This is a genomic window from Citrobacter sp. Cpo069 (assembly GCF_030332785.1).
In the GTDB taxonomy this organism is placed as follows: domain Bacteria; phylum Pseudomonadota; class Gammaproteobacteria; order Enterobacterales; family Enterobacteriaceae; genus Citrobacter; species Citrobacter portucalensis.
In genome coordinates, this window is the sequence record NZ_JAOWHD010000042.1 from 429296 (window position 1) to 449624 (window position 20329).

Below are 20329 nucleotides of genomic sequence, written 5' to 3' on the forward strand. Positions count from 1 at the left end.
ATGGTACGTTTGGTACGACAATAAAAGCAAGCGACCAGAGCCGTTCTGATTGTTGTATGCATGTTTTTTTTATGCTTTCCTTATGATTACCTCACCGCTCAAAGGAAGAACAGGTTTGACATCGTCATCGCAACACTATCTGGTCATTACTGCGCTGGGTGCCGATCGCCCAGGAATTGTGAACACCATCACGCGTCATGTCAGCAGTTGCGGCTGTAATATCGAAGACAGCCGACTGGCCATGCTGGGTGATGAGTTCACGTTTATCATGTTGCTGTCGGGCACCTGGAATGCCATCACCCTGATTGAATCAACCCTGCCATTAAAAGGCGCAGAGCTGGATTTACTCATTGTGATGAAGCGCACGACCGCGCGCCCCCGTCCGGCAATGCCTGCTACGGTATGGGTGCAGGTCGATGTCCCTGATTCTCCCCATTTGATTGAACGCTTCACCGCTCTGTTTGACAGCCACCAAATGAATATTGCGGAACTGGTTTCACGCACGCAACCGGCTGAGAATGGAAAGGCGGCGCAGTTGTTTATTCAAATTACCGCACATAGTCCTGCGTCACATGATTCGGCAAATATTGAAGATGCGTTTAAAGCACTCTGTACAGAACTCAATGCGCAAGGCAGTATTAACGTCGTCAATTACTCACAGCATGATGAACAGGATGGAGTTAAGTAATGAACCCACTGAAAGCCGGTGATATCGCACCGAAATTTAGCTTGCCGGATCAAGACGGAGAACAAGTAAATTTAACCGACTTCCAGGGACAGCGTGTTCTGGTTTATTTTTACCCGAAAGCCATGACACCCGGCTGTACCGTACAGGCCTGCGGCCTGCGCGATAACATGGATGAGTTAAAAAAAGCGGGTGTTGAAGTGCTGGGGATCAGCACCGACAAACCAGAGAAGCTTTCCCGATTCGCGGAGAAAGAAGTCCTGAATTTCACGCTCCTGTCCGATGAAGATCATCAGGTTTGCGAGCAGTTCGGTGTCTGGGGTGAGAAGTCATTTATGGGCAAAACCTACGATGGCATCCACCGCATCAGCTTCCTGATTGATGCCGAAGGGAAAATTGAGCATGTGTTTGATGACTTCAAAACCAGCAACCACCACGACGTGGTAATGAATTGGCTGAAAGAGAACGCCTGACCGTGAAATGCCGGGTGGCGGCGTGAACGCCTTATCCGGCCTACAAATGCACGCACGTAGGCCGGATAAGACGCGTTAGCGTCGACATCCGGCAGATGACCGCCCGGTTACTCAAACGTCCCTTTCACACACGCTTTCTGCTCCCTGACTACGGCTTTTCCCTTCGCCCACAGGTGATGAACTTCCAGCGCGTCGTTGAGCACCAGAATGTCCGCATCGCATCCCACCGCCAGACGCCCTTTATGCTCCAGTGCCAAAAATTCTGCGACCGTACGCGTCAGCGGACACAGCGCCTGTTCCAGCGGTATGGCATGAACCTTCACCAACTGGCGCACCGTCTCAGCCAGTGATTCAAACCCCGCGACACCGATGCCGGTGAGATTGCCAAGCTCATCAAATTCCGGCTGGCTGCCGTTGCCATCCGAACTAAGGGTAATGCGCGACAGCGGCACGTTCTGGCGCAGCGCCGTGGCGATAGCCGTGGCCGGGTCGACGGGCTCATCAATGCTGCTGGTAATGTCGATATAACCGCCTTTACGGGCATACTCCAGCGCCGCCTGGAACAACGGTTCCGCACGGTTAACGTGTGTCGGCAACAGTTTAGTAATCGGCACATCGCAGCAGTCGAGGATCTGGTACAACGGTTCCAGCATGCGCGGGCTGTCGCCCATATGGAAAACGCTGATCCCTGGTTTGCGCCCCAACAACCCGCCGACGCGCGACTGCGCCGCCATATTTGCCAGCGCCGAGGTATCCGGGGCTGAAGAACGATGGTCCGAAACCGCACATTTCACACCAATAACTTTATCAATCAGCGCCACATCGCGATCGATACTGCCGGTGATAGTCGGGGAAGGCAGAGAATACGCCCCGGTCAGCATCCATGCGCTGATGCCTTCAAACTCCAGCGCGCGGGTTTTTGCCAGCAGCGATTCCGGGTGACGGGTAATGCCATCGGTCCCCAGCAAACCCACCACCGACGTGACGCCAGCTTCAACCAGCCGTGACAAGCGCACTTCCGGCGTGCGGGTATGCGGCCCCGCTTCCCCACCGCCGCCAATAAGATGGACGTGTTGATCGATAAATCCTGGGCATACAATCGCGCCGTCAAGATTGATACACTCGCAACCGGGAAAGTCTTCAGGAGAAATTGACGGGGCGATGGCAACAATTTTGCTGCCGGAGACCAGTATATCCTGTCGCCCTAAATCTTCCGGCGCATACACGTGTCCCTGCTGGAACAACGTCAAATCAAGAATTGAACAGTTCATAACCTTCCTTGTCAGGCAATAACCTGCATAACCCAAATAGAGAGCAGCGCATTAATGACGCATACCGCAATAATTAGCGGATAATAACGAGGATGAACCCCCGCGGTCCCCAGACAACGGCCCACATTTTGCACCGGATTTCCCATCAGGTAGATAGCCGGTAACAACACCGTGGCATCATGTCCCGAAAGCGTGCCGGCGACAACCAGGCTGGCGCACACGCCGACACCGCCTCCCATACTCATCACCGCTGCCAGCAGCACAGTGGCAGATTCCCCCGGTAGCCCCCACAGCGCCATTACCGGCTCGCATACCCGCCCTACAACCTCGAGCAGCCCTGTCACCTTCAGCGCCTGAATAATCACAAACGCCATCACCACGTTAGGCAACAGACTGGTTGTTGCAATGGTAAACCCGCGCCGTGCGCCATCGATAAACATATCCATGACGTTTTTACGTACCTGTGTTGTCATCTCACGCCTCCTGCTGCATACGGCGATTTTCCAGCTGCGCGATCCATACACGCAACAGGTTCGCGCCCACAAATTTGAAGACAAGGATCACAGCCAGCGGCGTAATCACCGGAACGGTCACCATCGTAAACAGCGCTGCGCCAGAAGAAAAATAGTTGGTAATGCACGCGCTGCCGCTGGTTTGCCAGCAGGCAAAAATAGCGCGTTCCTGCTCTGTGATAATGCCCTCTTCCGCCATTTCTTTGGTCATCCCTGCCGCGGCATCGGTATTTTGCAAATTCGCAATCAACGCCAGCGAACAAATACCCGGAATGCCCAGTAACGGACGCAGGACCGGCGTCATCAGCTGTTGTGCCGCGCGCAACCCACCCAACCCTTCGGTGACGGAAATAATCCCGAGCGAAAGAATGACGGAAGGCGCCAGTTCAAGCGCGAATAAGAAGCCGTCTTTTGCCCCCATCCCCCCAGTGCCACGAAAAGAGACTGCCGTGTCGCCCGCAGCATTAATCTGCCCAAACGCACCGTTGAGGACGGTGAAGTCAAAGACCCGCCACCATTCGGTACTTTTCGCAAACATGCCGGAAAAAAGAATAATCGTAATAAAAAAAGCGAGATAACCGCCCCATCCCACCTTTTGCTGCGTGTGTGTGCTGTGACCCATTTTGTTCTCCTGTTGGCCTTAATCCTTGTGTGACTAAAAGACATCACGATGGTCAAGTTAAAGACAAACGCGGAGAAAAACGACAGCAGAAGAGATTATTCAGAAAGTGTGGATAGAGGTCAGACAAGTTCAGATCCGGCGACATGATATCGCCGGATCTTGCAGATTAGGGTTCGTCAACGACCTGACCATCCGGCCAGGCATGCATTACCGCTTTGATTAACGTCGCCAGAGGAATCGCAAAGAATACGCCCCAGAATCCCCACAGACCGCCGAAAATCACCACGGAGAGAATAATCACCAGTGGATGCAGATTGACCGCCTCGGAGAACAACACGGGAACCAGCAAATTGCCGTCCAGTGCCTGGATTATCAGGTACACAGCAAAACAGCTCCAGAACTCGGTGCCAAGCCCGAACTGGAACAGCGCCACGCCAACCACCGGAATCGTCACCACAAAAGCGCCGATATACGGGATCAGCACAGAGAACCCGACCAGCACCGCCAGCAGCAGCGAATAGTTGAGACCAAACAGCAGGAAGCCGAGCCAGGTTGCTACGCCGACCACCACCATTTCCAGCACCTTCCCGCGGATATAGTTGGTGATTTGCTGATTCATCTCTTTCCATACCTGCCCCGCCAGCCCGCGGTTACGCGGCAGCACCCGGCGCACGGCGTTCAGCATCTGTCCTTTATCTTTGATCAGAAAGAACACCATCAATGGGACGAGAACCAGGTAAACCGCCAGCGTCAGCAAACCGACCAGTGAGGCCAGCGAATATTTCACCACCGAATCGCCCATGGTGAGCATTCGCGAGCGCATATTTTCCGCCATCGCATCAATGATGCCCGCATCCATCAGCGCCGGGTAACGTCGTGGCAAGGTGGCGGCAAAATCAGACAATTTATTGAGCATGCCGGGCATGTCGCGGATCAGGTAAATTCCCTGCTGCCACGCAACGGGCATCACCACAAAGGCCATCAGCAGTAAAATACCGACAAATACCACCAGCACAATCGATGTCGCCCAACGCCGTGAACACCCAATATGTTCCAGCCGCACTGTCGGCCATTCAAGCAGGTACGCCAGCACAATGGCGACCAGCAGCGGCGCCAAAAGACCGCTAAAGAAAAACAGGATGCCAAAACCGGCAACAAGAATAATCAGCAGGGCGATGGCTTCGGGGTCGCTAAAGCGGCGACGATACCATTGCATCAACATTTCGAGCATAAAACCCTTCCATGAACCCAATAGCGGGATTGCGATCCCGAATTGTATCGAAATGTCACAAAAAAGACTTCGCTTTTTATGGCTGATTACGCAAAGTGAAAAGACATTTTTCCTGGGTGTTCATCGTCAGGTTTCGCAGTTACACTCCGTAAGCTTGCGGAGTGTGAACGATACTTCACAGCATCGGTCAAATGGCTATCTCAAAAAAGAATACAGGACAGAGGTTATGTTCAGGCAGTTGAAAAAAAACCTGGTTGCTACCCTCATTGCCGCACTGACTATCGGTCAGGTTGCGCCCGCATTTGCTGATACTGCGGACACCCTGCCTGATATGGGAACGTCGGCAGGCAGTACGCTTTCCATAGGACAGGAAATGCAGATGGGCGATTATTACGTACGCCAACTGCGCGGCAGTGCGCCATTAATTAACGATCCATTGCTCACCCAATACATTAATGCGCTGGGGATGCGTCTGGTCTCGCACGCCGACTCGGTAAAAACGCCCTTCACCTTCTTTTTGATTAACAACGATGAAATCAACGCCTTTGCTTTCTTTGGCGGCAACGTTGTCCTGCACTCCGCACTATTCCGCTATTCCGACAACGAAAGCCAGCTGGCATCGGTTATGGCGCACGAAATTTCCCACGTTACACAGCGTCACCTGGCGCGTGCCATGGAAGATCAGAAACGCAGCGCACCGCTAACGTGGGTTGGCGCATTAGGTTCAATTTTATTAGCAATGGCCAGCCCGCAGGCGGGTATGGCGGCGCTGACCGGTACGCTGGCGGGTACACGTCAGGGAATGATCAGCTTTACGCAGCAAAACGAACAGGAAGCAGACCGCATCGGTATTCAGGTGCTGCAACGCTCGGGATTCGATCCCCAGGCCATGCCAACGTTCCTGGAAAAACTGCTCGACCAGGCTCGTTACTCTTCGCGTCCGCCGGAAATTTTGCTGACTCACCCCCTGCCGGAAAGCCGTCTGTCTGATGCCCGTAACCGCGCCAACCAGATGCGCCCGGTGGTCGTCCAGTCGTCAGAAGATTTTTATCTGGCTAAGGCACGAACCTTAGGCATGTACAACTCTGGTCGTAACCAGTTGACCGATGACCTGCTGAGTAGCTGGTCGAAAGGCAACGTACGTGAGCAACGTGCGGCCCAGTATGGCCGGGCATTGCAGGCGATGGAAGCCAGTAAATACGACGAGGCGCGTAAAGCGCTGCAACCGCTGCTGGCGGCGGATCCTAACAATACCTGGTATCTCGACCTGGCAACAGATATCGATCTCGGCCAGAAGAAAACCAGTGATGCCATTAACCGCCTGAAAAACGCCCGCGACCTGCGCACTAACCCGGTTCTGCAGCTCAACCTGGCGAATGCCTATTTACAGGGTGGACAAGCCAAAGAGGCGGCGACCATCCTGAATCGCTATACGTTTAACCATAAAGATGACCCTAACGGCTGGGATCTGTTAGCGCAAACAGAAGCCAACCTGAGCAACCGCGATCAGGAGCTGGCGGCGCGCGCGGAGGGGTATGCCCTCGCGGGACGTCTGGATCAGGCTATTTCGATGCTCAGCAGCGCAAGCTCTCAGGTGAAACTGGGTAGCCAGCAGCAGGCCAGATACGATGCCCGTATTGACCAGCTACGCCAGCTGCAAGAACGCTTTAAACCGTACACGAAAATGTAATTATCGAACCCTTGCCGGATGGCGACGCTGTCGCGTCTTATCCGGCCTACGTCAGACGCAATATGTAGGCCGGATAAGGTCTTTTGGCCGCCATCCGGCAGTATTGTTATGCAAGGAGAAGTCATGTCAGACGCGATTAAAATCTACCATAACCCACGCTGCTCCAAGAGCCGTGAAACGCTGGAATTACTGAAGTCCAACGGCGTGGACCCGGAAGTGGTGTTGTATCTGGAAACGCCGGCTGACGCAGCAACCCTGCGCGAACTGCTGCAAATGCTCGGTATGTCCAGCGCGCGTGAACTGATGCGCCAGAAAGAGGATCTCTATAAATCGCTTAACCTGGCGGACAAAAATCTGAGTGAAGATGCGCTGATTCAGGCAATGGTGGAAAACCCGAAACTGATGGAGCGCCCGATTGTGGTTGCCAAAGGTCAGGCTCGAATTGGACGCCCGCCTGAGCAGGTACTGGAAATCGTCGGTTAACCTGCAACCTGCCGCAGTCTTCTCGGCTGCGGCGCTTACAGCTTCAGAATTTCTTTTACGAACGGAATGGTCAGCTTACGCTGGGCGGTGATCGACGCATGATCTAACTGATCCAACGTCATAAACAGCGTTCGCATTTCACGATCCAGACGCTTCAGCAGAAAACGTCCCACATCTTCCGGCAGTTCAAATCCACGAAGTCTGGCGCGTAATTGCAACGCCTGCAGCTTATCTTCATCGGAAAGCGGTTGTAGCTTGTAGATTTGCCCCCAGTCCAGGCGTGAGGCGAGATCCGGCAACCCCAGATTCAGCTGTCTTGGCGGACGATCGCCGGTGATCAGCAAACGCGTTTTCCCCGACTCCAGGATACGGTTGTAGAGATCAAAGATCGCCATTTCCCACAGCGAATCACCGGCCACACATTCGATGTTATCAATGCAAACCAGCGATAAATGCTCCATCCCGTCGAGCACCTCGGGGACGAACCAGGTGCGTTTGTCGAGCGGCACGTAGCCTACCGCATCGCCGCGCGCGGACAGTTCCGCACAGGCTGCATGCAGCAAATGACTACGGCCAGCGCCTTCACGCGACCAGAGATAAATATACCCGCTATGTTCCTGACGCAGCACGTTTTGCAGTGCAGCCAGTAAAGAGGAGTTATCCCCCGGCCAGAAACTTGCGAAAGTTTCGTCGTCAGGAAGATAAAGTGGCAAAGAGAGCTGTGCCGGTGTGTTCAGAGATACCTCAACCCAGGATTTCATAAAATCGCGTTGAGTTTAACACAGAAATACGTCGCGATAGAACCGGGCAGCGCTGCCGCCCGGTCAGAGATTTACTGTTGCGGACTGTCTGCATCTTTCGCGTCAAGCACGACTTCTTCCGGACGCAGCAGGCTGATAACTTTGAAAATCAGGCTCAGACAGACACCAACGATGGTCGCCAGTGCCATGCCTTTCAGCTCTGCGGCACCGATGTGAACTTTCGCGCCACTTACGCCGATGATCAAAATAACCGAGGTCAGGATCAGGTTCTGCGCCTTGTTATAGTCAACCTTCGACTCGATCAGTACGCGAATACCAGAAGCGCCAATCACACCGTACAGCAGCAGCGATACGCCGCCCATCACCGGCAGTGGAATGATTTGGATCGCCGCCGCCAGTTTACCCACGCAGGAGAGCAGAATGGCGAAAATTGCCGCACCGCCGATAACCCAGGTACTGTAAACGCGGGTGATCGCCATTACGCCGATGTTTTCGCCGTACGTGGTGTTCGGCGTAGAGCCGAAGAAACCAGAGATTACCGTAGACAGACCGTTGGCAAACATAGAACGATGCAGGCCAGGATCGCGAATCAAATCTTTTTTCACGATATTCGCCGTCACCACCAGATGCCCGACGTGTTCGGCGATGACCACCAGCGCCGCTGGCAGGATGGTCAGAATGGCAACCCATTCAAAACGCGGCGTGTAGAACGTCGGCAGCGCGAACCAGTGGGCCTGCGCAATCGGCGTAGTGTCCACAACGCCCATCACGAAGGAAAGCGCATAACCGGCCAGCACCCCGATCAGAATCGGGATAATCGCCATAAAACCGCGGAACAATACGGAACCAAAGACCGTTACCGCCAGCGTCACCATAGAAATGATGATGGTTTTTGAATCCGGTAATTGCCCCTCAGCAGGCAGTAACCCCGCCATACCCGCAGCAACGCCAGCCAGCTCCAGACCGATGACGGCAACGATTGCGCCCATCGCCGCAGGCGGGAACATGACATCCAGCCAGCCGGTTCCTGCCTTCTTAACAATGAAAGAAACCAGGCAGAACAGGACGCCACACATAATGAAACCGCCCAGCGCCACTTCATACCCTAACGGCAGCAGCAGCAGTACCGGGGAAATAAAGGCAAAGCTGGAACCCAGATATGCGGGAATTTTACCCTTACAAATAAAGAGATACAGCAACGTACCAATGCCGTTAAACAGCAGAACGGTAGCCGGGTTGATGTGGAACAGGACTGGCACCAGTACCGTTGCGCCAAACATGGCGAACAGGTGCTGCAAACTAAGCGGGATTGTCTGTAAAAGCGGCGGTCTTTCACTCACCCCGATAGCACGGCGCGTCATAGTGTTTTCCTCTGAGTGTTGTTTGTTATTAGCCATTGGGTTGTTTTATTCAAAAAAAAGCCGACTCTTAAAGTCGGCTTCTTTTCACTTATTCGTTTACTTAGTACCAAAAATCTTATCGCCGGCATCGCCGAGCCCCGGAATAATGTATCCGTGCTCGTTCAGTCCCTGATCGATGGAGGCGGTGTACAGCTCCACATCCGGGTGCGCTTTTTCCAGTGCCGCGATACCTTCCGGTGCCGCAACCAGGACCAGCACTTTAATGCTGGTGCAGCCTGCATTTTTCAGCAGATCGATAGTGGCGATAACAGAGCCGCCGGTTGCCAGCATTGGGTCAACGATCAGCGCCATACGCTCATCGATGTTAGAAACCAGCTTCTGGAAATACGGAACCGGCTCCAGCGTCTCTTCGTTACGGTACATACCAACAACGCTGATACGCGCGCTCGGAACGTTTTCCAGAACGCCTTCCATCATGCCCAGGCCCGCACGCAGGATAGGCACAACGGTGATTTTTTTGCCTTTGATTTGGTCAACTTCAACTGGACCGTTCCAGCCTTCAATGGTCACCTTTTCGGTTTCCAGACCAGCGGTTGCTTCATAAGTCAGCAGACTGCCAACTTCCGAGGCGAGTTCACGAAAGCGTTTAGTGCTGATGTCGTTTTCACGCATCAGTCCCAGCTTGTGTTTGACGAGTGGGTGTTTGACTTCCACGATCTTCATACTCTTCTCCTTTCCTCAGACGAATGGCAACCACAAAAAAAATCGCCGGATTATACCGCTTTTCCTCTCTGGCGCAACACTGCATACGCTTGATATGGATCAACCAAAGTCATTTGCGTCTGAATGATGAGTATAAAACAAGCCCCGCACTGATGGTGGGGCTTGCTGTCAATGCTATGAATTTCAAAGATATTCAGCATTGGTCTGGATGACTTTTTGATACCACGAAAAAGATTTTTTAGGTGAGCGCGTTAATGTCCCGCTACCGTCATTATTTTTATCGACATAGATAAACCCGTAGCGTTTTTTCATCTCCCCTGTCCCGGCAGAGACTAAATCAATGCAGCCCCACGGGGTATATCCCATCAGATCCACGCCATCTTCCACCACCGCTTTTTTCATCTCACGTATGTGGGCGGCAAGGTAGTCGATACGGTACTGGTCGTTAACTGTACCATCGTCCTCGCGCACATCAATGGCGCCAAATCCATTCTCCACAATAAATAGTGGCAGCTGATAATGATCCCAGAACCAGTTCAGTGAATAACGCAGGCCAACCGGATCAATCTGCCAGCCCCAGTCAGATTTCTGCACGTACGGGTTGGAAACCAGGCTTTTCGACTCATCGTAATCCAGTTGTGGGTTGTCCGCCGTTGCCTGGGTCGCGAAAGACATATAATAGCTAAAGCCGATGTAATCAACGCAGCCCTCGGTCAGCGCCTGACGGTCTTCCTCGGTGATATCCAGTTCAAAGCCACGACGGGCAAAGTAGTTGAGAAGATGCCGCGGGTATTTGCCGCGCACATGGACGTCAGTAAACCAGTAACGCCGGTGCATGGCATTCATCGCCATCATCATATCGTCTGGCGCGCAGGTCAGCGGATAGATAGGACACATGGCAATCATGCACCCTATCTGTAATTCCGGGTTAATCTCACGCGCAACCTTTACCGCCAGCGCGCTTGCCACCAGCTCATAGTGCGCCGCCTGGTACATGACCGGCTCGCGGTCCTCGCCGGGCTGGTATTTCAGACCTGAGTTAGTAAAGGGCGCGAAATCTTCGTGATAATTTGCCTGGTTGTTAATCTCATTAAACGTCATCCAGTACTTCACTTTGTGCTGGTAACGAGTGAATACCACCCTGGCAAAACGGACAAAGAAATCGATAAGCTTGCGGTTGCGCCAGCCGCCGTACTCCGTCACCAGATGGTAAGGCATCTCAAAATGCGACAGCGTAATCACCGGCTCAATGCCGTATTTCAGGCATTCGTCAAACAGGTCATCATAGAACTGTAGGCCAGCTTCATTGGGTTGTTCTTCATCGCCTAAGGGGAAAATACGTGTCCAGGCAATAGAGGTGCGAAAACATTTAAACCCCATTTCGGCAAACAGCTTTATGTCGTCTTTATAGCGATGATAAAAATCGATGGCCTCATGGTTAGGGTAATTTTTACCGGCAATCACACCGTCGGTAATTTCACGCGCCACCCCATGCGCTCCCGCGGCCATGACATCAGCAACGCTGACGCCTTTTCCGCCCTCCTGCCAGCCACCTTCCAGTTGATGAGCAGCGACAGCACCACCCCACATGAAATCTGCTTTAAATCCTGACATACCCTTCCCCTATCGTGATGACTCTGCGCAAAACGCTGTTGATGAGGTCCGCAACAGAAAACAGAAACCGGTTTCAGTACGATACTGTGCATTCGGCTAACAGGATTCAAGCACAAGACTGTACCCGGTTTTATTTTCGTGGCGCAGCTCAAACAAATAGATAAATGATTGTAAAATGCTGAAAAAACCAGCAGATAAAACTTGATGCAGAGCAGGCTCGCAAACGTTTGCTTTCCCTGTTAGAATTGCGCCGAATTTAACTTTTACTGCAAGTAAACATGTGGGGAAGCAGGCAGTGACCGATAAAACCTCTCTTAGCTACAAAGATGCCGGTGTTGATATTGATGCAGGTAATGCTCTGGTTGATCGAATCAAAGGCGTAGTAAAGAAAACTCGTCGTCCGGAAGTTATGGGTGGTCTGGGTGGCTTCGGCGCGCTGTGCGCATTGCCGCAAAAATATCGTGAACCGGTACTGGTTTCCGGCACTGATGGCGTTGGTACAAAACTGCGTCTGGCGATGGATCTGAAACGCCACGACACTATCGGCATTGACCTCGTCGCAATGTGCGTCAACGACCTCGTGGTTCAGGGCGCTGAGCCGCTGTTCTTCCTCGACTACTATGCAACCGGCAAACTGGATGTGGACACCGCAGCCAGCGTCATTAACGGGATTGCCGAAGGCTGCCTGCAGTCTGGCTGTGCGCTGGTCGGTGGGGAAACAGCTGAAATGCCGGGGATGTACCACGGCGAAGATTACGACGTGGCAGGTTTCTGCGTTGGCGTCGTCGAAAAATCAGAGATTATCGACGGTTCAAAAGTGGCTGACGGTGACGTACTGATTGCGCTCGGCTCCAGCGGCCCGCACTCCAACGGCTACTCTCTGGTGCGTAAAATTGTAGAAGTCAGCGGTTGTGACCCAGAAACCACCGAGCTTGAAGGCAAGCCGCTGGCCGATCACTTACTGGCCCCTACCCGCATTTACGTGAAATCCATTCTGGAACTGATCGAGAAGGTTGATGTGCACGCCATTGCCCACCTGACCGGCGGCGGCTTCTGGGAAAATATTCCACGCGTTCTGCCAGACAACACGCAGGCAGTGATCGACGAATCTTCATGGCAGTGGCCAGCCGTCTTCAACTGGCTGCAAACGGCGGGTAACGTCAGCCAGCATGAGATGTATCGCACCTTTAACTGCGGTGTAGGTATGGTTATCGCCCTGCCAGCTCCGGAAGTGGACAAAGCCCTTGCTTTGCTCAATGAGAAAGGTGAAAACGCATGGAAAATCGGTATCATCAAAGCTTCTGATTCCGAACAGCGTGTGGTCATTGAATGAAAAACATCGTGGTGCTCATTTCCGGCAACGGAAGTAATTTGCAGGCGATAATCGACGCCTGCGAACAGAAAAAAATCAATGGCACCATACGTGCAGTATTCAGTAACAAGGCCGATGCGTTCGGCCTTGAGCGCGCACGCGAAGCGAATATTCCGGCACACTCGCTGGAAGCCGCCCAGTTTGCCAGTCGCGAAGCATTCGACCGCCAACTGATACAAGAGATTGACGCCTATGCACCCGATGTCGTGGTGCTGGCCGGTTATATGCGTATCCTCAGCCCGGCGTTTGTCGCTCACTATGCTGAACGATTGCTGAATATCCACCCGTCTTTATTGCCGAAGTATCCCGGCCTGCATACGCACCGCCAGGTACTGGAAAACGGCGATGAAGAACATGGTACCTCAGTCCATTTCGTGACGGATGAGTTGGACGGCGGACCGGTCATTCTCCAGGCCAAAGTCCCAGTATTTGAAGGCGACAGCGAAGATGACGTCACGGCACGGGTTCAGGCTCAGGAACATACCATTTACCCGCTGGTGGTAAGCTGGTTTATCGACGGTCGCCTGAAGATGCGTGATAACGCTGCATGGCTGGATGGCGTTCGTTTGCCTCCACAAGGCTACGCCGCCGACGAATAATAAAAAAACCAACCTGTAAGCCGAATGTCACCATCCGGCTTACAGGCATAACTACCTTTTCCGGTTAATACCACCGGTATTCATCTACGCTCCCCCTTTCTCTTTGCTATCAGACGGTTTATTGTCATATTTTTCTGGCACAGTTGGACATCTGAGAGCAATGCTCGCCATAATAAATCGGTAGTGTCCCGTGAATGAAACGGAGTAAAAGTGGTAATGGGTCAGGAAAAGCTATACATCGAGAAAGAACTCAGCTGGTTAGCGTTCAACGAACGTGTACTCCAGGAAGCTGCTGATAAGTCAAACCCGTTGATCGAACGGATGCGTTTCTTAGGCATCTATTCCAATAACCTCGACGAGTTTTATAAGGTTCGTTTTGCCGAACTGAAGCGCCGAATCATTATTAGCGAAGAACAGGGTTCAAACTCTCACTCCCGCCATTTGTTAGGCAAAATCCAGGCCCGCGTATTAAAAGCCGATCAGGAATTTGACGGCCTGTACAACGAGTTGCTGTTGGAAATGGCGCGCAATCAGATTTTCTTAATCAACGAACGCCAGTTGTCGGTCAATCAGCAAAGCTGGTTGCGTCATTACTTCAAGCAATATCTTCGCCAGCACATCACGCCGATCCTGATTAACCGCGAGACGGATTTAGTCCAGTTTTTGAAAGATGACTACACCTATCTGGCGGTAGAAATAATCCGTGGCGATACGATCCGCTACGCGCTGCTGGAAATTCCTTCCGACAAGGTTCCTCGTTTTGTGAATCTGCCGCCGGAAACCCCACGCCGTCGCAAACCGATGATCCTGCTGGACAACATATTACGTTACTGCCTTGACGACATTTTCAAAGGGTTCTTTGATTACGACGCACTGAACGCCTATTCGATGAAAATGACCCGTGACGCCGAATACGATTTGGTGCACGAGATGGAATCGAGCCTGATGGAGCTGATGTCATCCAGCCTGAAACAGCGTCTGACCGCAGAACCTGTACGTTTTGTCTATCAGCGTGACATGCCCAACGCGCTGGTCGAGGTACTGCGTGAAAAACTGACGATTTCTCGCTACGACTCGATTGTTCCCGGCGGGCGTTACCATAACTTCAAAGACTTTATTAACTTCCCCAACGTTGGTAAAGCTAACCTGGTGAACAAACCGCTGCCGCGTCTGCGCCATATCTGGTTCGACAACGAGAAGTTTCGTAACGGCTTTGACGCCGTTCGTGAACGCGACGTGCTGCTGTATTACCCCTATCACACCTTTGAGCACGTTCTTGAACTGCTGCGCCAGGCCTCTTTCGACCCGAGCGTGCTGGCTATAAAGATCAACATCTACCGTGTGGCAAAAGATTCACGCATCATAGATTCAATGATCCATGCCGCGCACAACGGTAAGAAAGTCACCGTGGTGGTGGAATTGCAGGCCCGCTTCGATGAAGAAGCCAACATCCATTGGGCCAAGCGTCTTACCGAAGCAGGCGTTCACGTCATCTTCTCCGCGCCAGGCCTGAAAATTCACGCCAAACTGTTCCTTATCTCGCGTAAAGAAGGTGATGAAGTCGTGCGCTATGCGCATATCGGGACGGGGAACTTCAACGAAAAAACGGCACGCCTGTATACCGACTACTCGTTGCTAACTGCCGATTCGCGCATTACCAACGAAGTGCGTCGGGTGTTTAACTTCATCGAGAACCCGTATCGCCCGGTGACGTTCGATTATCTGCTGGTTTCCCCGCAGAACTCACGTCGTCTGCTGTACGCGATGATCGACAAAGAGATCGCCAACGCGCAGCAAGGACTGCCTTCCGGCATTACGCTAAAACTGAATAACCTGGTCGATAAAGGTCTGGTTGACCGCCTCTATGCGGCCTCAAGCTCAGGTGTGCCGGTCAATTTGTTGATTCGTGGTATGTGTTCTTTGATTCCGAATCTGGAAGGTATCAGCGACAATATTCGCGTTATCAGCATCGTTGATCGCTATCTTGAACATGACCGGGTCTATATCTTCGAGAACGGGGGTGACAAGCAGGTGTATCTCTCCTCCGCTGACTGGATGACAAGAAACATCGACTATCGTATCGAAGTTGCCACACCACTTCTTGACCCGCGCCTTAAGCAACGCGTGCTGGATATTATCGATATCCTGTTCAGCGACACGGTGAAAGCCCGCTTTATTGATAAAGAACTGAGTAATCGCTACGTACCGCGCGGAAACCGCCGTAAGGTTCAGTCACAATTGGCGATTTACGATTACATCAAATCACTCGAGCAACCTGACTAAAGATATGCCAATACACGACAAGACTCCACGACCGCAAGAATTTGCTGCGGTCGACCTTGGTTCAAACAGTTTCCATATGGTCATTGCCCGCGTGGTTGATGGCGCAATGCAAATTATTGGGCGACTGAAACAACGCGTACATCTGGCGGATGGCCTCGGCGAAGATAACAAGCTGAGCGAAGAGGCCATGGAGCGCGGGCTAAGCTGTTTATCACTGTTCGCCGAACGTTTGCAGGGGTTTCCTCCATCAAGCGTATGTATCGTGGGAACCCATACTTTGCGTCAGGCACTGAATGCGACTGATTTTCTCAAGCGAGCGGAAAAAGTCATCCCCTACCCAATTGAGATTATTTCCGGCAACGAAGAAGCCCGATTGATCTTTATGGGCGTTGAACATACGCAGCCGGAAAAAGGTCGCAAGCTGGTTATCGATATCGGCGGCGGCTCAACAGAACTGGTGATCGGAGAAGATTTCGAGCCTAAACTGGTCGAAAGCCGCCGTATGGGTTGCGTCAGCTTTGCCCAGATGTATTTCCCGCGCGGTGTAATTAACCGCGAAAACTTCCAGCGTGCCCGCATGGCGGCTGCGCAAAAGCTCGAAACCTTAACCTGGCAGTTTCGCATTCAGGGCTGGAACGTTGCGCTGGGCGCATCGGGCACCATTAAAGCAGCCCATGAAGTGCTGCTGGAGATGGGTGAAAAAGACGGTTTTATCACCCCCGAACGTCTGGACAAGCTGACATCTGAAGTGTTGAAGCACGCGTCATTTGATGCGCTCAGCTTGCCGGGGTTGTCAGAAGAAAGAAAAGCAGTGTTTGTACCCGGACTCGCGATTCTGTGCGGCGTTTTTGACGCGTTAGCTATTCGCGAACTTCGCCTTTCTGATGGTGCGTTACGTGAAGGCGTGTTGTACGAGATGGAAGGCCGTTTTCGCCACCAGGACGTTCGCAGCCGTACCGCCAGCAGCCTGGCGAACCAGTACAACATTGACAGCGAACAGGCCCGGCGCGTACTAGAAACGACGATGCAAATGTACGACCAGTGGCATACGCAGCAGCCAAAGCTGGCCAATCCCCAACTGGAAGCGTTACTGCGTTGGGCAGCAATGCTGCATGAGGTTGGGCTGAACATTAACCACAGCGGTTTGCATCGCCACTCTGCGTATATCTTACAAAACAGCGATCTTCCTGGTTTCAATCAGGAACAACAGCTGATGATGGCAACATTAGTTCGTTATCATCGCAAAGCGATTAAGCTCGACGACTTGCCCCGCTTTACGCTGTTTAAGAAGAAACAGTTTCTGCCGTTAATTCAGCTGCTGCGCCTGGGCGTGCTGTTGAATAATCAGCGTCAGGCGACCACCACACCGCCGACTTTGACCCTGATAACCGACGACAGCCACTGGACCTTACGCTTCCCGCATGACTGGTTTAGCCAAAATGCGCTGGTGCTGCTCGATCTGGAGAAAGAGCAGCAATACTGGGAAGCCGTAACAGGCTGGCGACTCAAAATTGAAGAAGAGAGCTCACCCGATATCGCCGCATAAGATCTCAGCAGGTGTCAGTTCATCTGGCACCTGCTTTTCCAGCGTTTCATTCAACGGCAGTGGCTCACCAATCAGATACCCCTGCATGTAATCAATCCCCAGCGAAATCACCGCACTGCGTATTTCTTCGCTTTCGACGTACTCCGCAACCACCAGCATTCTTTTCATCCGCGCAAGATGGCAAATAGAGGCCACGATTTGGTAGTCGAGGCTGTTCGAAACAATATTGCGAATAAAGCTACCGTCAATTTTCAGGATATCGGCATTCACATTTTTCAGCCGCGCATAGCTGGCATACCCAGTACCAAAATCATCAATCGCAATCTGACAGCCCAGTGATTGCAGCTGCAGCAACGTTGCCTGTGCCTGTTCCGCATTGGTCAAGGCATTGCTTTCCGTCACTTCAAAGATAAGTTGCCATGCTTCAACCTTGTACTTATTCAGTAACTGATTGATGTCATTAGGAAGTCGCGCGCGACATACTGAGGTGGGTGATAAGTTGATAGCAAACCGGTGGGCGGGCATTTTTTCCCGATTCTGCGCCATAAATTTCAACGTATTTTCAATCACCCACAGATCGATACGGGAGGACAAACCAAACTCATGGGCTACCGGCAAGAAGCTATCAGGGGCGATAGTTTCACCGTCATCCCCCTCAAGCCGCAGCAGGATTTCGTGATAAACGTCGCCACGCACGCCAAAAATCGGCTGCGCCTTCAGGAAAAAGCGATTGTTCTCCAGCGCCTGCTGAATACGGTTCATCATCGCAACTTTATCTTTCAGGTCGCGTTGCAGGTGCATCACACCACGCCGCTGCAAATTCTCTGGTGAATTGGTTGCCAGCGATAATTCGGCAATGGTACTTAACTCTCCCAGCAACAAATAGATATGGTTAACAGGAGAACGGACATAGCAAAAGCTGATCCCAACCTGCGGTTGCAAAGGCATTCCGTCCCAGACAAAACGAAACTGCTTGATATGCCTGTCCAGTGCTTCAATGCGTTCCTGGTGTAGCTCAGTGTTAAAACGCAGGATTAAATCATTACCTGACAATTGATAGACATGCTCATCCTGTTCAAGCAACGGTGTTATCCACTGAGCCAGTTTTTGCTTGTACTGGATACGCAGCATAATGCCGTAATTTTTCACCAGCAGCTCCATGCCCGGAACACCCAAAAAGCAAAGCACTGACCATGGCGCGTTTTTCAAATCCCGGTTCAAAGCGCGCAAATTCGGAATATGCACCATAGGGTCAAAGAAGGCCAGGCGATGGTTGCGCCGGGTAACAAAACGTTGACGCGTTGCCAGGACAGCAATGAAATTCACGATGAAGGAAAAAACCAGATAACTTGATGAGGTAATGGCAAGCTGCGTATCGTAACCCGAATACCATGGCATATAGCGCTGATAATAATGAATTGCGGTAATAAGTACGACCGCCCATATCACCGAAATAAATCTATAACCGTAACGCATTGCCCCCCACAACATGACGGGAAGTAACAGTGATAAGGTATAATTCGTGCTAAATATTGAGCTTTGTTCATTAAGCGGCATACACAACATTGCCATTAGCACAGTCAATATAATCAACCAGACCGCAAACTCTGTTTTAGTCACTTTGGTATCAAACTGCTGCTTTAACTGAGAAAAATAGCCTCTCAGATGCAAGGGGTTGCGAATTGTTCGAATGATGAAATAACACAGCGGCACACCTACAAGATTCCCCGCGAGTATGGACTGATAGTTGATCAATGTGCCTGTATTGAAGGGCATAACGCCCACCATGCCGGATTTGCTTTCATAAACACCCACAAATGCAGCAAACTGGAAGAGTATCAGAAACAGCGTTGCCGGGCAGAAGACCTGCCAGAACATACGCTGAAACATCAGGTGAGAATCGCCGTGGGAAACGTTGTTTCGTCGAGGAGAAAATACTTTATATCCTCCCCAGCTAAGCACGATTGTAACTATAAAGTGCGAAATTATTGAAAGTGTTTCAAATAACCCGACCTGCGGATATTTGTACCAGATAATGGAAATGATAATACCTGGCAATGCCGCCCAGCCAAAAAAAAGCATCAGGCTAATCATCAGCGCTAACGGCAGGTAGAAAAGAATTACGGTCCCCGTACTAATATGGGCATAGGTGGTGGCAGTGCTCAATATAGGCAACAACAAAGAAGGTAAGATGAGAGGTAATGCCCACCATCTATCTCTGATACCAATATAATTTTTATTGAGTTTCATAGATGCTCAGTAGAATCCCACACATCCTGTAGGGGGTATTCAGACAGGCATCCCACCTGACCTTAAAACGATAAAGTAAAATACATCACAATGATTCATCGATTTTAGTTGTCAGCAAAGTGTGATGCTTGATACATATCAAAAAACATGCCCCTCATTCATCAATTATTACTCTTTTCATTATTTTTTATCGTTAATACATTATTCATGCAAATAATAATATTAATTTCCATAACATAAGAAGATAAAACAACTGAAGCAATTTTACATAAGGAAGAATTGACCATTCCCTCTCAGTGTGCCTTAATGTGAGTATCGCCCTCAGTTGGGTACACTACAAGGAACCTTTTGTGAGCCAGGTTACCAGCCTACGCAAACGACACCGATTTAACAGTCGCATGATCCGGATCGTACTGCTTATCAGCTTTCTCTTCTTCTTCGGACGCTTCGTCTACTCCGCCATTGGTGCGTGGCATCACCACCAGGACAAAAAAGAATCTCAGCAGACCACTCAGCCGCAACAGACAGCTCCTGCACAAACCGACGAACATTGATCGCTCGCGCCTGTGATACCCCCAGCATTAAGATTCCTTACCGGATGGCTAATCGCCTGACATTTAACCATCCGGTAAGGGATTTGAGTGACGAAACTTTACACATATCCCCCCTCTCCCGCTTAATTATCAGATAATCGGCCGTATTTTTCGCACAAATGCACAATCTTTTCATCCCACTTCACCGCACCATTCGCGCTGATTTTTACGTTCCGGTTTAGCGGACATAAAAAGACAAACAGTGCTCAAATAAATGCTAATTAATATCACCAGCAAATATCACTGACGCAAGCATTTAT

Annotated in this window: 18 protein-coding genes; 9 read left to right on the forward strand and 9 right to left on the reverse strand. The window is 51.4% G+C overall.

Translation table 11 applies throughout. The features are described from left to right. Positions 1 to 115: 115 nt before the first annotated feature. Both OGY08_RS06525 and bcp read left to right on the forward strand, forming a co-directional pair. Complete coding sequence (locus OGY08_RS06525) at positions 116 to 688, forward strand: glycine cleavage system transcriptional repressor (protein WP_003037954.1); 573 nt, start codon at positions 116 to 118, stop codon at positions 686 to 688. After that, entirely contained in the window at positions 688 to 1158 is a 471-nt protein-coding gene (bcp, locus tag OGY08_RS06530) for a thioredoxin-dependent thiol peroxidase (RefSeq protein ID WP_003835095.1), read from the forward strand. Before OGY08_RS06525 ends, bcp begins: the two co-directional genes overlap by 1 nt. A 107-nt stretch (positions 1159 to 1265) precedes the next feature. On the opposite strand, the gene iadA is transcribed toward bcp, so the two are convergent. From iadA to OGY08_RS06550, 4 genes are all read right to left on the reverse strand, one after another. Next, positions 1266 to 2429, reverse strand: a complete 1164-nt coding sequence (gene iadA, locus OGY08_RS06535; RefSeq protein WP_008785436.1) for a beta-aspartyl-peptidase — start codon at positions 2427 to 2429, stop codon at positions 1266 to 1268. 11 nt (positions 2430 to 2440) lie between these two features. Next, positions 2441 to 2902 (reverse strand): YjiG family protein, encoded by a 462-nt coding sequence (locus OGY08_RS06540; RefSeq protein WP_003835099.1) that lies wholly within the window; start codon positions 2900 to 2902, stop codon positions 2441 to 2443. A 1-nt stretch (position 2903) separates the two neighbouring features. Then, entirely contained in the window at positions 2904 to 3563 is a 660-nt protein-coding gene (locus tag OGY08_RS06545; protein WP_032944189.1) for a nucleoside recognition domain-containing protein, read from the reverse strand. A gap of 166 nt (positions 3564 to 3729) precedes the next feature. Further along, positions 3730 to 4794 (reverse strand): AI-2E family transporter, encoded by a 1065-nt coding sequence (locus tag OGY08_RS06550; protein ID WP_003037941.1) that lies wholly within the window; start codon positions 4792 to 4794, stop codon positions 3730 to 3732. A 226-nt stretch (positions 4795 to 5020) separates the two neighbouring features. Here OGY08_RS06550 and bepA point away from each other — a divergent pair, with 226 nt between their 5' ends. After that, positions 5021 to 6484 (forward strand): beta-barrel assembly-enhancing protease, encoded by a 1464-nt coding sequence (gene bepA / locus OGY08_RS06555; RefSeq protein ID WP_125363143.1) that lies wholly within the window; start codon positions 5021 to 5023, stop codon positions 6482 to 6484. 123 nt (positions 6485 to 6607) lie between these two features. Continuing rightward, positions 6608 to 6967 (forward strand): arsenate reductase (glutaredoxin), encoded by a 360-nt coding sequence (arsC, locus tag OGY08_RS06560; RefSeq protein WP_003037937.1) that lies wholly within the window; start codon positions 6608 to 6610, stop codon positions 6965 to 6967. 35 nt (positions 6968 to 7002) lie between these two features. Here the strand turns inward: arsC and OGY08_RS06565 are convergent, their stop codons facing one another. The 4 genes from OGY08_RS06565 to OGY08_RS06580 form a co-directional block, all read right to left on the reverse strand. Continuing rightward, positions 7003 to 7704 (reverse strand): DnaA inactivator Hda, encoded by a 702-nt coding sequence (locus OGY08_RS06565; RefSeq protein WP_211924219.1) that lies wholly within the window; start codon positions 7702 to 7704, stop codon positions 7003 to 7005. A 95-nt stretch (positions 7705 to 7799) separates the two neighbouring features. Continuing rightward, positions 7800 to 9089: a uracil permease gene (uraA, locus tag OGY08_RS06570; protein ID WP_003835107.1), complete on the reverse strand. Its 1290-nt coding sequence runs from the start codon at positions 9087 to 9089 to the stop codon at positions 7800 to 7802. Positions 9090 to 9185: 96 nt separating this feature from the next. After that, the gene (upp, locus tag OGY08_RS06575; protein ID WP_003835110.1) at positions 9186 to 9812 is read right to left on the reverse strand and encodes a uracil phosphoribosyltransferase; all 627 of its coding nucleotides are present in this window, start codon (positions 9810 to 9812) and stop codon (positions 9186 to 9188) included. 183 nt (positions 9813 to 9995) lie between these two features. Beyond that, positions 9996 to 11426 (reverse strand): 6-phospho-beta-glucosidase, encoded by a 1431-nt coding sequence (locus tag OGY08_RS06580; protein ID WP_057066941.1) that lies wholly within the window; start codon positions 11424 to 11426, stop codon positions 9996 to 9998. Positions 11427 to 11721: 295 nt separating this feature from the next. Between OGY08_RS06580 and purM the strand changes: the two genes are divergently transcribed. The 4 genes from purM to ppx all read left to right on the forward strand — a co-directional run bounded on the left by purM (position 11722) and on the right by ppx (position 17226). Further along, complete coding sequence (gene purM, locus OGY08_RS06585; protein ID WP_020996702.1) at positions 11722 to 12759, forward strand: phosphoribosylformylglycinamidine cyclo-ligase; 1038 nt, start codon at positions 11722 to 11724, stop codon at positions 12757 to 12759. Next, positions 12756 to 13397, forward strand: a complete 642-nt coding sequence (purN, locus tag OGY08_RS06590) for a phosphoribosylglycinamide formyltransferase (protein WP_008785442.1) — start codon at positions 12756 to 12758, stop codon at positions 13395 to 13397. The genes purM and purN overlap by 4 nt, the downstream gene beginning before the upstream one ends. A 216-nt stretch (positions 13398 to 13613) precedes the next feature. Next, complete coding sequence (gene ppk1, locus OGY08_RS06595; RefSeq protein WP_032944192.1) at positions 13614 to 15680, forward strand: polyphosphate kinase 1; 2067 nt, start codon at positions 13614 to 13616, stop codon at positions 15678 to 15680. A 4-nt stretch (positions 15681 to 15684) separates the two neighbouring features. Then, positions 15685 to 17226: an exopolyphosphatase gene (gene ppx, locus OGY08_RS06600; RefSeq protein WP_032944195.1), complete on the forward strand. Its 1542-nt coding sequence runs from the start codon at positions 15685 to 15687 to the stop codon at positions 17224 to 17226. Here the strand turns inward: ppx and OGY08_RS06605 are convergent. Beyond that, complete coding sequence (locus OGY08_RS06605; RefSeq protein WP_125363141.1) at positions 17206 to 19476, reverse strand: bifunctional diguanylate cyclase/phosphodiesterase; 2271 nt, start codon at positions 19474 to 19476, stop codon at positions 17206 to 17208. The two genes, ppx and OGY08_RS06605, sit on opposite strands and share 21 nt — an antisense overlap. A 350-nt stretch (positions 19477 to 19826) precedes the next feature. Here OGY08_RS06605 and OGY08_RS06610 point away from each other — a divergent pair, with 350 nt between their 5' ends. Further along, on the forward strand, positions 19827 to 20030 hold the full coding sequence (locus OGY08_RS06610; protein ID WP_008785446.1) for a YfgG family protein: 204 nt from the start codon (positions 19827 to 19829) through the stop codon (positions 20028 to 20030). The last annotated feature ends 299 nt before the right edge of the window (positions 20031 to 20329 follow it).

Coding starts and splice junctions, on each gene's coding strand:
- purN (WP_008785442.1), top strand. CDS start 12,756: ATGAAAAACATCGTGGTGCTCATTTCCGGCAACGGAAGTAATTTGCAG.
- OGY08_RS06545 (WP_032944189.1), bottom strand. CDS start 3,563: ATGGGTCACAGCACACACACGCAGCAAAAGGTGGGATGGGGCGGTTAT.
- bcp (WP_003835095.1), top strand. CDS start 688: ATGAACCCACTGAAAGCCGGTGATATCGCACCGAAATTTAGCTTGCCG.
- OGY08_RS06580 (WP_057066941.1), bottom strand. CDS start 11,426: ATGTCAGGATTTAAAGCAGATTTCATGTGGGGTGGTGCTGTCGCTGCT.
- upp (WP_003835110.1), bottom strand. CDS start 9,812: ATGAAGATCGTGGAAGTCAAACACCCACTCGTCAAACACAAGCTGGGA.
- bepA (WP_125363143.1), top strand. CDS start 5,021: ATGTTCAGGCAGTTGAAAAAAAACCTGGTTGCTACCCTCATTGCCGCA.
- OGY08_RS06605 (WP_125363141.1), bottom strand. CDS start 19,476: ATGAAACTCAATAAAAATTATATTGGTATCAGAGATAGATGGTGGGCA.
- uraA (WP_003835107.1), bottom strand. CDS start 9,089: ATGACGCGCCGTGCTATCGGGGTGAGTGAAAGACCGCCGCTTTTACAG.
- ppx (WP_032944195.1), top strand. CDS start 15,685: ATGCCAATACACGACAAGACTCCACGACCGCAAGAATTTGCTGCGGTC.
- OGY08_RS06550 (WP_003037941.1), bottom strand. CDS start 4,794: ATGCTCGAAATGTTGATGCAATGGTATCGTCGCCGCTTTAGCGACCCC.
- OGY08_RS06540 (WP_003835099.1), bottom strand. CDS start 2,902: ATGACAACACAGGTACGTAAAAACGTCATGGATATGTTTATCGATGGC.
- arsC (WP_003037937.1), top strand. CDS start 6,608: ATGTCAGACGCGATTAAAATCTACCATAACCCACGCTGCTCCAAGAGC.
- ppk1 (WP_032944192.1), top strand. CDS start 13,614: ATGGGTCAGGAAAAGCTATACATCGAGAAAGAACTCAGCTGGTTAGCG.
- iadA (WP_008785436.1), bottom strand. CDS start 2,429: ATGAACTGTTCAATTCTTGATTTGACGTTGTTCCAGCAGGGACACGTG.